Below are 13128 nucleotides of genomic sequence, written 5' to 3'. Positions count from 1 at the left end.
CGTCATTCCCCGACGAGGAAGATGCGCGTGACGGGCACGCGCAGCGACGTCGCGCCGATGCTGACCTGCAGCCCCGTCACCGCGCGTGTCGGCGGCGCGTTGCCGATCTGCGGCACCTTCAGCGCATCGTTGTTCTGCGACAGCGCGTCGTTGGCCGTCTGCAGGTTGGTGGTCCAGCCGACGCGCGGCACGTACAGCTTCGCGTCGATCGCACCGACGCCGCCCATCAGCGCGACCCAGCTCCAGCCGTCGACGCCGCTGTCCTTCAGCACGTCGCGCAAGCGGTTCGCATCGGCGAGCGGCGGTGATGCATAGCGCACGACGCGCCCGCCGGCGATCCGGTAGCGGACCACCTGCAGCCGCGGCGCGGCGCCGGCCAAGTCGAGCGTGCGGACGATCTGCAGCGTATTGCCGGCGACGCCGATCGCCGGCTGGCCGGCTTCGTCGTCGGTCGCGGCGAGTCGCGCGTCGATGCGCATCTGGTCGAACATCTGCGCGAACACGCGCTCGTCTTCCATCGCGGACGCGACCTTGTCGCGGCCGCGCATGATCTGGTCGAGCCCGCGCCACGCGAGGATCGCGACCACCGCGAGGATCGCGATCGCGATCATCAGTTCGATCAGCGTGAAGCCGCGCACGCGGCGCGAGCCGACGGAACGTGCGGGCCGGCGCCGCATCGGCGCGTCAGAGCGGACGGCTGGTTTCATTCGCGACCACCGTCACCATTTGCGCGAGCACGCCGGGATGCCCCGGCATGCTCACCGAAATCTGCACGCGCCGGAACACCGGGTTCGGCGTCGTGCTCACGCGCTGCGTGCAAACCATCTGCACGTTGCCTTGCGAACAATCGAAACTCTGCTCGCCGACTTCCGGCCACGCATGCGTGAGCCGCAGCTGCGCGAGCGCGTTGTCGGCGCTCCAGCCGGCCAGCAGCCGGTGGTGGAGATCGGATGCATTGTTCGCCATCGTGCCGACCGCGCGGATCGACGCGGCGAGCGCGACCGCGATGATCGCGAGCGCGACCAGCACCTCGATCATCGTGAAGCCTCGGGAACCGGAAGCCGGGAAGGGCAGGCGACGACGCATCGTCATTGCACCTCGTACCGGCCGTTGCCGGTGCCGACGATCGTCGCGCTGCCGACCGCCGAATGCAGCGTCACGCGCACCGGCATGTCGACGCTTTCGGTGCCGAACACCACGGTGCTCGCGTGCGTGTCGGACCCCGGATAATCGATTTCGGCGCCTGTGACGCCACCGTCCCAGTCGCGCGGGCGCAGCAGGTCGTCACGCAGCGTGCGCCAGCCATCGGGCGAACTCACGTCGAAACGAAAGCCGTGCGCGGTCGGCTGCCACGCGATCGGGCGCGCGCGCACCTGCGCTTCGTCGCCGGCCGTCTCGAACAGCAGCGCGATGCGCTGCGCTTCCTCGCGCAGGTCGGTGCGCGGATTGCGCGTGAGCGACAGCGACGCGAGCGACACCAGCAGGCCCGCGATCACGAGCACGACCAGCATTTCGAGCAGCGTGAAGCCGCGCGCACGCGTGCGTGCCGCGGTCACGGCCGCGCCGCGACGCACACGGCGGTCGCGGGCAGCGCGGCGAGCGCGAGCGGAGCGCAAGGGCATGCGAAGGGCGGGCATGAAATGAAGAACGGGGACGATCGTCGGATCGGTCGATGCCGACTTACTGCCACGAACCGATATCGGAATCGTTGCTTTCGCCGCCTTCCTTGCCGTCGGCGCCGTAGCTGAACACGTCGATCTCGCCGTGCACGCCCGGGTTCAGGTACTTGTACCCGTTGCCCCACGGATCGTTCGGCAGGCGCTCGAGATAGCCGCCGTCCTTCCAGTTGTTCGGGATCGGATCGGTGGACGGCTTCTGGATCAGCGCGTTCAGGCCCTGCTCCTGGGTCGGATAGCGGCCGTTGTCGAGACGGTACAGCTTGAGTGCCTGCATGATCGTGCCGATGTCCTGCTTCGCGGCGATACGGCGCGCCTCGTCGGGACGGCTCATGATCTTCGGCACGATCAGTGCCGCCAGGATCCCGAGGATCGCGACCACCACCATGATCTCGATCAGCGTGAAACCGCGCTGACGGCGCACGGCCGCATTACGGCGAGTGATCCACGTTTGCATGACTGACTACCTCTTTCCAAAAAATATCGTCGATTGAGTGACGCACCCGGCGCATCGCGAACGTTTGCCTGACGGCAAGCTTCCGATTCCCCGGGCGCGGAGCACGCATTGTAAGGCGCGCATTGCCGAGGGCTTTCACCCAACGCAAATTTCATATACATCCGTACAATAGCGCGCATGAACGCGCTCTCGATCCGGATCCTCTCCCTCGCCCTCTTCGCGGGTTTGTGCGCGACGGCCACCTACTGGGTCGTCACGCTGTCAGCCCGCGAAGCGCCGCTGCCCGCCGCCGCCGCGCGGTTGCCGATCCGCACCGAGGACGCCGCCGCGCTCTTCGGCGGACAGCTCGACAAGAATCCCGTGCAGGACATCCACCTGTTCGGCATTCTGTCGCTCGGTCGTGGCGCCGCCGCGATCGTCGGTATCGGTGGCGAGCCGCCGCGTGCCGTGTCGCTCGGCGCGGAGCTCACGTCCGGCGCGAAGCTCGCCGAAGTCCGCAGCCGCTCGATCATCATCGACCGCAACGGCGCCCGCGCCGAAGTCCAGCTCCCCGCGAACACGCCGTCCCCCGCGATCTACATGCGTTGAACGTGCGGCCTGACCAGCGGTCAGGCCGTCACTGCACCATGTTGTTCAGCTCGATGATCGGCAGCATCACGGCCAGCACGATCACGAGCACGATGCCGCCCATCGCGAGGATCAGCAGCGGCTCGAGCAGGCTCGTCAGGAACATCGTGCGCCGCTCGAGCTCGCGCGCCTCGCCTTCCGCCGCGCGGTCGAGCATCGTCGTCACGTCGCCCGTCGCTTCGCCGGAACGGATCAGGTGCACGAGCACCGGCGGAAACGTCTTCACGTTGTTCAGCGCGCGCGACAGCGCGGAGCCTTCGCGCACGCGCACGATCGCATCGTCGATGTTCGCGCGCATCGCGCGGTTCGACAGCGTCTCGCCGGCCGCCTGCAGCGCGCGCAGGATCGGCACGCCGGCCGCGGTCAGGATCCCGAGCGTGCTCGCGAAGCGCACCGTGTTGTAGCCGCGCACGAGCTTGCCCGCGAGCGGCGCGGTCAGCACCCAGCGGTCGAACGCGAGCCGCGGCCCGTCGCGCGACAGCGTCGCCTTCACGAACCACACGACGAGCGCGACCGTGATCAGGATCGCCCACCACCAGTGCCGCACGAACTCCGACAGCGCCATCATCACGACCGTGAGAACGGGCAGTTGCTGCTTCGTGCTCGCGAACACGTTGACGACCTGCGGCACGACATAGCTCAGCAGGAACGTGACGATGCCGAATGCGATCAGCGTGACGATCCCCGGATACGTGAACGCCAGCAGGATCTTCTGCTTCAGCGCATTGCTCTGTTCGATGTAGTCGGCGAGGCGCGACAGCACGATGCCGAGCTTGCCGGTGTGCTCGCCCGCCGCGACGAGCGCGCGGTAGATTTCCGGGAAGTCGCGCGGATGCTGGCCCAGCGCATTCGCGAGCGAATGGCCGCCGAGCACTTCGGCACGGATCGCGGCCATCAGTTCGCGGATGTAGTCGCGTTCGGCCTGCTCGGTCAGCACGCCGAGCGCCTCGTCGAGCGGCAGCCCCGCGATCAGCAGGCTCGCGAGCTGGCGCGTGAGGATCGCCTGTTCGCGCTGCGACAGCTTGCGGCCGAACGCGAGGCGCTGCGAACGCGCGCCGCGGGTCGCACTGGCGGCCGGCTCGACGACGAGCGGCGTGAGCCCCTGCGTGCGCAGCTGGCCGCGCGCGCCGCGCGCACTGTCGGCATCGATCACGCCTTTCTGCGGTCGCCCCGCCGAATCGATGGCTTCGAAACGGAATGCCGGCATCGCGCTATGCGCCTCCCGTCACGCGCAGCACTTCCTCGAGCGACGTCGCGCCGGCCGCGAGCCAGCGCTCGGCGTCGTCGCGCAGCGTGCGCATCCCTTGTGCGCGCCCCGTGGCGAGAATCTCCGCATCGGCCGCGTTGCGGTGGATCAGCGCGCGGATCGAATCGTCGATCAGCAGCAGTTCGTATACGCCGCGCCGGCCCGCATAGCCCGAATGCCCGCACCGGTCGCAGCCGACCGGATGCCACACGGTGCGGCCGTCCTCGTGCCGCTCTTCCTTGCAGGCTGGGCAGAGCTGGCGCACCAGACGCTGCGCGAGCACGCCGAGCAGCGACGACGCGAGCAGGTACGGCTCGACGCCCATGTCGGTCAGGCGCGTGACGGCCGAGGCCGCGTCGTTGGTGTGCAGCGTCGCGAGCACGAGGTGGCCCGTGAGCGATGCCTGCACCGCGATCTGCGCGGTTTCGAGGTCACGGATTTCGCCGATCATGATCACGTCCGGATCCTGACGCAGGATCGAACGCAGCGCACGGGCAAAGGTCATCCCGATCCGCTCGTTCACCTGCGTCTGGCCGATGCCGGACAGGTCGTATTCGATCGGATCCTCGACGGTCATGATGTTGGTCGTCGCCGTTTCGAGCCGCGACATCGACGCATAGAGCGTGGTCGTCTTGCCGGAGCCGGTCGGGCCCGTGACCAGCACGATCCCGTGCGGGCGGCCGATCAGCTTGTCGAACTGGACGAGCGTGTCGCGGCCCATCCCGAGCGCCTCGAGGTTCAGGCGCTGCGCATCCTTTTCCAGCAGACGGAGCACCGCGCGCTCGCCGTGCCCGGTCGGCAGCGTCGACACCCGCACGTCGACCGGCCGGCCGCCGACGCGCAACGTGATGCGGCCGTCCTGCGGCAGGCGTTTCTCGGCGATGTCGAGCTGCGCCATGATCTTGATCCGCGAGATCAGCGCGCCGTGCAGCGCCTTCTTCGGACGCACGACGTCGCGCAGCGTGCCGTCGACGCGAAACCGCACGACCGACGCATTCTCGAACGGTTCGATGTGAATGTCCGACGCCTGTTCGCGCGCCGCTTGCGTGAGCAGCGCGTTGATCATCCGGATGATCGGCGCGTCGTCTTCCGATTCGAGCAGATCCTCGACTTCGGGGATGTCCTGCATCAGTCGCGACAGGTCGACTTCGCCCTCGACCTCGCCGACGACCTGCGCGGCGCTGCCGTCCTGGCGCGCGTACGCCTGGTTGATCGCCTGCGCGAGCTCGTCGGCCGGCACGCGGTGCACGGAAATCGAGCCGAAGTTGCGCGCGATTTCGGCGAGCGCCGCATCGTTCGTGCGCTCGCTGATCCACACCTCGAGCGTGTCGTCGAGCTGGTGCGCGATCAGCACCTGGCCGCTCTTCGCGAAGCCGTACGGCAACAGGCGCGCGGCGAGCGGCGACGGCGGCTGCCGTTCGCCCGGCGCGCCGTCCTGGGTCGAGGACGCGAGCACGTTGCTCACTGCGAGGCTCCCGGCGTGGCGGTCAGCGGCTGTTGCGGCACCGACTGCTGCGGCACGCCTTGCGGCTGCGCGGGCGTCGCCTCGGGCAGCGGCTGGGCCGGCACCGGCGCGACCTGGCGCTGCAACTGCTGGCGACGCATCTTGTCGAGATCGAACAGGTTGCCGGCCGGCGTGCCACCCTGGCTCGGGCCGAGCGGCATCGGCGGGACGACCGGATCGTCCTTGTCGCGGATCACGTTGTTGTCCGACTTGTACGCGCCGGTCACGCCCTGGATGTAGTCGTAGCGGTTGGCCGTGACTTCCTGCGCGGTGCTGCGATCGGAGATGATCACCGGGCGCAGGAACACCATCAGGTTGGTCTTCTGGCGCTGCTTCGATTCCGAACGGAACAGCTGGCCGATCCACGGGATGTCGCCGAGCAGCGGCACCTTGCTGTTCGACACCTGGTAGTTGTCCTGCATCAAGCCGCCGAGCACGATGATCTCGCCGTTGTCCGCGAGGATCGTCGACTGGATCGAGCGCTTCGTGAAGGTCGGGCCGGTCTGCGCGTTGGTGGTGCCGCTGACGACCGCCGAATCCTCCGTGTAGAGCTGCAGCTTCAGGATCCCGCCGTCGGTGATCTGCGGCTTCACGTGCAGCGTCAGGCCGACGTCGCGACGGTCGTAGGTGTTGAACGCGTTGCTCGTCGTGCCGCTCGTCAGGTTCGAGTACGAACCGGTCGCGATCGGCACGTTCTGGCCGACGACGATCTTCGCTTCCTCGTTGTCGAGCGTGATCAGGTTCGGCGTCGACAGCACGTTCGCGTCGCTCACGCCCGCGAAATACTGCAGCAGCGCGCCAAGCCCCTGCACGCCGAACATGTTGTGCAGCCAGCCGATGTTGAGGCCCTGGCTCAGGCCCGCGAGATTGGCGGCCAGCCCGGTGGTGGCGGCCGTGCCGCCGCTCGTCAGGTTGACGATGCTGTTGCCCAGGCCGGTTCCGGCCGTCGGGGCCAGGTTCGTGCCGCCGAGGAACTGGCCGCTCGCCACCTGCCACTGGATCCCGAGGTTGCCCTGCGTCGTCGAGTTCAGCTCGACGATCAGCGCCTCGATATAGACCTGCGCACGCCGCGCGTCGAGCTGGTCGATCACCGAGCGCAGGTTCCGGTAGACCGGATCGGACGCGGTGATGATCAGCGAGTTGGTGGCCGCATCGGCCTGGATCATCCCGCCCGGCTGGTTTTCGTCGCTCTTGTCCTTGTCGCCGCCGAGCAGGCCGCCGCTGCCGACGCCACCGCTGCCCGACGACCCGCTGCCGTAGGCCGACGACGAAGACGAACCGCCGCCGAGGCCGCCGGACGGCAGCGGCGGGGTGCCGGACGTACCGGTCGAGAAGTTGCCGCTCGCCGACGAGCCGCCGCTCTGGTTGAAGCTGTTCGCGTCGTTGGACGATGCCGACGAGCCGCTGTCGTTGCCGCCCTTGCCGAGCATCCCGCGCAGCGTCTTCGCGAGCTTGACCGCATCGGCGTTGCGCAACGGCACGACGTGCATGTTGCCGGGCACGCCGCTCGGCGCGTCGAGCTGCTGCACGATGCGCTTCGCCGCCGCGAGGCGCGACGCGCTCGATGCGCGCAGCATCAGCGAATTGGTGCGCGGGTCGGCCGTGACCGACACCTTCAGCGTCGCGTCGCTGTTGCCGATCGCGCCGGGGTCGAGCATCTTCTGCAGCTGCGCGGCGAGGTCGATCGCGTTCGCGTTACGCAGCGGGATGACCTGCACCTGCGCGCCCGCGGCGCTGTCGACGCCTGCGATGATCTGCGCGATGCGGCGCACGTTGTCCGCGTAATCGGTGACGACGATCGTGTTGTTCGCCGGGTAGGCGGTGACCGTGTTGTTCGGCGAGATCAGCGGCCGCAGCACCGGCAGCAGGTTGTTCGCCGATTCGTTGTGCAGCTCGAACACCTGCGTGATGACCTGGTCGCCGCGCGCGCGCGGCGCATTGCCGATATAGGTCGGCACGCCTTGCAGCTTCGCGTCGGCCTCGGGCACGACCTTCAGCACGCCGTGATCCTGCACGAGCGCGAAGCCCTGCATGCGCAGCGCCGACTGCAGCGTCTTCAGCGCCTGGTCTTCCGGCACGGACCGTTCGGATACGAGGTTGAGCTGCCCCTTCACGCGGGGGTCGACGATGATGGTCTTGCCGGTTGCGGCGCCGATCGCCTTCGCGACCTGGTCGATATCCGCATTCACGAAATTGAGCGTGACCTGAGCGTAGGCGGCTTGCGAGACGATGATGCCGGCGACGATCAGGGTCGTGGCGACGCGCCGCATAACGAAGCGATTTCTTGTCATGGATGAATGGGTCGATGCCGGCTCAGGGCCACTTCCGGCGGTAGTGCTGGGATCCAAGTCCTAAAGAGGCGACATTAGCAGTTTTTCATGTCCGAAATATCACATTGAGCTGAGGACTGTCTCACATACGACATGGTTTCGGCATACCGTATGCAATATGTAATATTACGGCCTCCGCCAGGCATTCCGGCCATCGCCGCCGTTTTGGGATGAACCGACACCGAAATGCGGTATAAACGGGCTGCCGTCTTTCGCGTGTCAATACGTAACGGACTGCCGGTATGATACGGGCGGCGCGTTTCCATCCGTACGAATAACTGGCACGGGTTTTCCCGATCTTTGCGTCACTTCCTTTTCGTTTTCCGCACCATGAACAGACGGTTCGCTTCGATCGCGTTGATCGCCGCCGGCGTGTGGTTCGCCTGCGGAAACGCTCGCGCGGATTGTTTCGACGAGGCCGCCCGGTACCAGAAGGTCAATCCGCTGATTCTGCGCGCGATCGCGTGGCAGGAATCGCGCAACCGGCCCGCCGCGCTGAACAAGAATACGAACGGCTCGGTCGACTACGGCCTGATGCAGATCAATTCGATCCACCTGCCGACGCTGTCGCGCTACGGCATCGGCCGCGACACGCTGATGGAGCCGTGCAAGAACGTCTATATCGCCGCGTGGCATCTGCGTCAGAAAATGAATCGCTACGGCAACACATGGCAGGCCGTCGGCGCCTATCATTCGGAAACGCCGTCGCTGCGCGACAAGTATGCGCGGCAGATCGCCGCAATCCTCGCGCAGTGGAAGCTGCTGCCGCCCGAGCAGTGACGTCGCGCCGCGGCGCGGGCTGACGCCGGGCCGCTCGGCCGGTGCGCGTTTGATGCACAATGCGGGCTACGCCGCGGTTTCGACCGGCTTGGGCGATGGCTCCGGGCGACCGGCATCGGGCGACTGGCCCCCGGCCGATCGCGCCCCGCCAGGGCCCCACGGCCGCTTTTTCATCTTTTCCGTTGGTGCAAATCGTTATGAATCCGGCAATGAACCAGCCGTTGCCCGTCACCGTGCTGTCCGGTTTCCTCGGCGCCGGCAAGACCACGCTGCTCAATCACATTCTCGCGAACCGCGCGGGCCTGAAAGTCGCCGTGATCGTCAACGATCTCGCGTCGGTCAACATCGACGCGTCGCTCGTGCGCGATGCGCAGGCGCTGTCGCACGTCGAGGAACGCCTCGTCGAAATGTCGAACGGCTGCATCTGCTGCACGCTGCGCGACGACCTGCTCGTCGAGATTCGCAATCTCGCGGCCGACGGCCGCTTCGACGCGATCGTGATCGAATCGACCGGCATCGCGGAGCCGATGCCGATCGCCGAAACCTTCACGTTCGTCGACGACGACGGCGCGTCGCTGTCGAACGTCGCGCGGCTCGACACGCTCGTCACCGTGGTCGACGCCTACAATTTCCTGCGCGACTACGGTTCCGACGACGCGCTCGCGACGCGCGGCATCGCCGCATCGGACGAAGACGATCGCACACTCGTCGAGTTGCTGATCGAGCAGATCGAATTCTGCGACGTGCTGGTGATCAACAAGGCCGACCTCGTCGGCGCGGACGAACTCGCGCGCCTGCGGCACATCCTTGCGCGGCTCAATCCGCGCGCGCACCAGGTCGTGGCGACGTTCGGCAACGTGCCGCTCGATGAAGTGCTGAACACCGGCCGTTTCGATTTCGACGAAGCCGCGAACGCACCGGGCTGGCTCGCGTCGCTGGAAGACGATCACACGCACTGCGACGATCCCGAGTGCCACGATCCGCATCATGCGCACGTGCATGGCGAAGCCGACGAATTCGGCATCGGCAATTTTGTTTACCGCACGCGCCGGCCGTTTCATCCGGCACGACTCTGGGCGCTGCTGCATCAGGAGTGGCCGGGCGTGCTGCGCAGCAAGGGCTTCTTCTGGCTCGCGACGCGCAACGACATCGCGGGTTCGCTGTCGCAGGCGGGCGGCGTGTGCCGGCATGGCCCGGCAGGCCTGTGGTGGGCCGCGCAGGATCGCGCGGAATGGCCGGATGACGACGAACTGCTCGCGGAAATTCGCACGGAGTGGCAGGGCGACCTCGACGATCGCTCGGTGGGCGATCGCCGTCAGGAACTCGTGCTGATCGGCATCGGGCTCGATGCCGATGCATGGCGCGCGAAGCTCGATGCATGCCTGCTCACCGATGCGGAATTCGCGCTTGGTGCCGCGCAATGGACCACGTTCGACGATCCGTTCCCGGCATGGGATGTCGACGCGCACGACGACGAGGATCCCGACGCGCAGATCGTGCACGTGTAACGTGCGGTAAAAAACGGCGCGCGAAAGCTAACCGTTAAATCTTGCAAGAGGTGTGCGGACTGTGGCGAAAATGCCGCGCGCGCCCAACAAAAAACCCGCCAAAAGGCGGGTTTTTTTCCAGGCACAGGCGCTGAATCAACGCTTGTTGACGGCGTCCTTGAACGCCTTGCCAGCCGTGAACTTGACCGTCTTGGCTGCCGGGATCTTGATGGTTTCGCCCGTCTTCGGGTTGCGGCCCGTACGTGCTGCGCGCTTGCCCGAACCGAAGCTGCCGAAGCCGATCAGCTGAACCGCATCACCCTTCGACACGGCCTTCTTGATGACTTCGAGCAGCGTGTCCAGCGTTTCGCCGGTTTGAGCCTTGCTGGCGCCCGTTTGGGCGGCGACGGCGTCGATCAGTTCCTGTTTGTTCATTAAGGTTCCTTTTTCAGGTTAGGTTTGACACGAACAGCGCGAACGCGCCGATTATACGTGCGCGAACCGTGCCATCGAGAGTCAGACTCCGACGACACAGCGCCGAATCCTGGCCCGCGCGACGTGCCGTCCGGCTTGGCCGGCGGCCACCCCGCGGTACGGCGTTGCTATGATAGCGCAGCGCAAACCCAATAACGACAAGGGTTTCAAAGATTTTCATCGGTATTTCGCCGAATGAATCGTCGATTGCCCGTTTTTTGACCTGCGCCAACCGGACAGGATACGCAGCCGCGTCCGCCCGCACGCAACGCCGTTGGATTTTGCCAACGGCGCGCCGGACGCCTCCGCGCAAACCCTTGCCAGGCTTGGCTGCCACGTTTTTTGTTTCGCATGCCCGACCGACTCGTTCCCGCCACGCTCGCCCGCCGCGACGACGGCAATCTCGTCTCGCCCGAATACGGCGAGCTCCCTCGCGACGCGTCGCGCGCTCGCGCGCACGCGAACCGGATGCTCGCCGGCACCGGCCTGCCGGCCCGCTGGCAGGGCCTCCGCACGTTCACGATCGTCGAGACGGGATTCGGCACGGGCAGCCGTTTTCTCGCGACGTGGGCCGCATGGCGCGACGACCCGGCACGCTGCGAGCGGCTGCATTTCGTCGCGATCGAACCGCATCCGTTCACGCGCGAGGACCTGCGCCGCGCCGCTTCCAATTTTGTTGCGGACACAACCATCTCGGAAAACGCCGACGCTTTGATCGACGCGTGGCCGATGCATGTGCCCGGCCTGCACCGGCTCGAATTCGACGCGGGACGCGTGGTGCTCACGCTCGCATTCGGCGATGCGCATGACATGCTGCAACGGCTCGTCGCGCGCGCCGACGCGTTCTATCTCGGCAATGTCGCGTCGGCCGCGCACGGCGATGTGCTGTCGGCCGACGTGATCCGCGCGCTCGCACGCATCGCCGCCGACGGTGCGACCTATGCGACGCATTCGCACGACGACGCCGTGAAACATGCGCTCGAGCAAGCGGGTTTCACGAGTCGCGACGTCGACGATTGCGCAGGCGAGCCCGCATTGCGCGTCGGCGAATACGCGCCGCGCTGGCGGATGCGTCGACACGAACCGCCGCGTGCATTGCCGGTTGCCGCGCGCGAAGCGATCGTGATCGGTGCGGGCCTGGCAGGCTGCGCGGTCGTCGAACGGCTTGCCGCACGCGGCTGGAACATCACGCTGATCGAGCGGCACGAACGAATCGCGAGCGAGGCATCGGGCAATCCGGCCGGTGTATTCCATCCACTGATGACGCGCGACGACAACGTCGCGAGCCGCCTCACGCGCAGCGGGTTCCTGCATGCGCTCGCACGCTGGCGCGCGCTCGAGGATGCGGGCCATGCGTTCGCGCGCAGCACGCGCGGGATGATCCATCTCGCGGAATCGGCCGATGATTTCGCGCGGATGCGCGATGCGTGCGACGCGCTCGGCGCACCGTCCGACTATGTGTCGCTGCTCGATACGGACGCCGCCCGCGCGCATCTGAACCTGCCGGTCGCACACGGCGGCCTGCTGTTTCCGCACGGCGGCGCCGTCTGGCCGGCCGGGGTGTGCGCGGCACAAATCGCGGCGGCCGGCGAAGGCGCAACACTGCTGGCCGGCACCGAAGTCGCGCGGCTCGAGCGTGATCGCGACATATGGTGCGCCGTCGATGCGGCAGGCGCGACGCTCGCCGAAGCCCCGGTCGTCGTGCTCGCGAACGCGGGCGACGCGGTGCGTCTCGCCGGCCTGCGGCACGTCGCGCTGCAACCGGTGCGCGGCCAGCTCACGCTGCTGCCGGCCGGCAGCACGGCGCCGCTGCCGTGCCCCACGATTGGCGACGGCTACGCGGTGCCGCTCGACGACGGCACGCTGCTGGTCGGCGCGACGTTCGAACCCGACGACGTCGACCGGACGATGCGCACCGCCGGACATATCGAAAACCTCGAGCGCGTCCGGCACCTGCTACCCGGCCTGATCGGCGAGCTGCCGGACGTCGATACGCTGCGCGGGCGCGTCGCGTTTCGCTGGGTCGTCGCCGACCGCGTGCCGGTGATCGGCCCGCTCGCCGACGAAGCGCAGGCCGTCGCGAACGCCCGCGCGCTGAGCGGCGCGAAAGCGCGCGACCTGCCGCGCGCCGCGGGCCTCTACGGCGCCTTCGGCTACGGCTCCCGCGGGCTCGTCTGGGCGGCGCTCGGCGCCGAGCTGATCGCGTCGCAACTCGAAGGCGAGCCGCTGCCGCTCGAGCGCGAACTCGTCGACGCCGTCGATCCGGCCCGGTTCCTGATCCGCGCGCTGCGCGGCCGCCAGATCGGCTGATCTCGTCGGTCGAGTCCTCACAGTGCTTCGATTTTTCTGTGCGAAGTTATCCACGCGAGGCTGTGGATAACCGCGAGGAATCCGCGCGCACTTCGTGTGTAATCACAGTGGACGTAAACTGGGCAACTCGGCACAGCTGTGAAACGGCCCGAAAGTTGCCCCACTCAAACGTCTGTGAGCGAACAGCCTGTGCAACGGGTTGTGGCGGCGCCAACCCCTTGATCTTGTTGCGTAAAC

Annotated in this window: 12 protein-coding genes; 4 read left to right on the top strand and 8 right to left on the bottom strand. The window is 67.2% G+C overall.

Features of this window, described 5'->3' with window-relative positions; translation table 11 throughout:
- Positions 1–2: 2 nt before the first annotated feature.
- The 4 genes from ABIC50_RS32810 to gspG are packed head-to-tail and all read right to left on the bottom strand — an operon-like array spanning position 3 to position 2133.
- Positions 3–707 carry a PulJ/GspJ family protein gene (locus ABIC50_RS32810; protein WP_354168905.1) on the bottom strand — a complete coding sequence of 235 codons (705 nt, stop codon included), beginning with the start codon at positions 705–707 and terminating at the stop codon, positions 3–5.
- Entirely contained in the window at positions 685–1092 is a 408-nt protein-coding gene (gene gspI, locus ABIC50_RS32805) for a type II secretion system minor pseudopilin GspI (protein WP_081467163.1), read from the bottom strand. The genes ABIC50_RS32810 and gspI overlap by 23 nt, the downstream gene beginning before the upstream one ends.
- Positions 1089–1637 (bottom strand): GspH/FimT family pseudopilin, encoded by a 549-nt coding sequence (locus tag ABIC50_RS32800; RefSeq protein ID WP_354168903.1) that lies wholly within the window; start codon positions 1635–1637, stop codon positions 1089–1091. The genes gspI and ABIC50_RS32800 overlap by 4 nt, the downstream gene beginning before the upstream one ends.
- Before the next feature lie 43 nt (positions 1638–1680).
- A complete protein-coding gene (gene gspG, locus ABIC50_RS32795; RefSeq protein ID WP_006751354.1) occupies positions 1681–2133 on the bottom strand; it encodes a type II secretion system major pseudopilin GspG in 453 nt (150 codons plus the stop codon).
- Between the two features lie 177 nt (positions 2134–2310).
- Between gspG and ABIC50_RS32790 the strand changes: the two genes are divergently transcribed.
- Complete coding sequence (locus tag ABIC50_RS32790) at positions 2311–2721, top strand: hypothetical protein (RefSeq protein WP_006759195.1); 411 nt, start codon at positions 2311–2313, stop codon at positions 2719–2721.
- A gap of 28 nt (positions 2722–2749) precedes the next feature.
- Here the strand turns inward: ABIC50_RS32790 and gspF are convergent, their stop codons facing one another.
- The 3 genes from gspF to gspD are packed head-to-tail and all read right to left on the bottom strand — an operon-like array spanning position 2750 to position 7801.
- On the bottom strand, positions 2750–3967 hold the full coding sequence (gspF, locus tag ABIC50_RS32785) for a type II secretion system inner membrane protein GspF (RefSeq protein WP_006751352.1): 1218 nt from the start codon (positions 3965–3967) through the stop codon (positions 2750–2752).
- A gap of 4 nt (positions 3968–3971) precedes the next feature.
- Positions 3972–5471 carry a type II secretion system ATPase GspE gene (gene gspE, locus ABIC50_RS32780; RefSeq protein ID WP_011655585.1) on the bottom strand — a complete coding sequence of 500 codons (1500 nt, stop codon included), beginning with the start codon at positions 5469–5471 and terminating at the stop codon, positions 3972–3974.
- Entirely contained in the window at positions 5468–7801 is a 2334-nt protein-coding gene (gene gspD / locus ABIC50_RS32775; protein ID WP_105830767.1) for a type II secretion system secretin GspD, read from the bottom strand. Before gspD ends, gspE begins: the two co-directional genes overlap by 4 nt.
- 369 nt (positions 7802–8170) lie before the next feature.
- On the opposite strand from gspD, the gene ABIC50_RS32770 reads away from it, so the two are divergent.
- Entirely contained in the window at positions 8171–8620 is a 450-nt protein-coding gene (locus ABIC50_RS32770; protein ID WP_041491055.1) for a lytic transglycosylase domain-containing protein, read from the top strand.
- A gap of 197 nt (positions 8621–8817) precedes the next feature.
- Positions 8818–10128 (top strand): GTP-binding protein, encoded by a 1311-nt coding sequence (locus ABIC50_RS32765; RefSeq protein WP_354168901.1) that lies wholly within the window; start codon positions 8818–8820, stop codon positions 10126–10128.
- A 135-nt stretch (positions 10129–10263) separates the two neighbouring features.
- Here the strand turns inward: ABIC50_RS32765 and ABIC50_RS32760 are convergent, their stop codons facing one another.
- Positions 10264–10542 carry an HU family DNA-binding protein gene (locus ABIC50_RS32760; RefSeq protein ID WP_006401505.1) on the bottom strand — a complete coding sequence of 93 codons (279 nt, stop codon included), beginning with the start codon at positions 10540–10542 and terminating at the stop codon, positions 10264–10266.
- 390 nt (positions 10543–10932) lie between these two features.
- Here ABIC50_RS32760 and mnmC point away from each other — a divergent pair, with 390 nt between their 5' ends.
- Positions 10933–12891, top strand: a complete 1959-nt coding sequence (gene mnmC / locus ABIC50_RS32755; protein ID WP_354168898.1) for a bifunctional tRNA (5-methylaminomethyl-2-thiouridine)(34)-methyltransferase MnmC2/FAD-dependent 5-carboxymethylaminomethyl-2-thiouridine(34) oxidoreductase MnmC1 — start codon at positions 10933–10935, stop codon at positions 12889–12891.
- Positions 12892–13128 lie beyond the last annotated feature (237 nt).

The organism is Burkholderia sp. 567, assembly GCF_040545115.1.
In the GTDB taxonomy this organism is placed as follows: Bacteria; Pseudomonadota; Gammaproteobacteria; order Burkholderiales; family Burkholderiaceae; genus Burkholderia; species Burkholderia ambifaria.
This window is presented reverse-complemented; position numbering and strand designations above follow the sequence as displayed.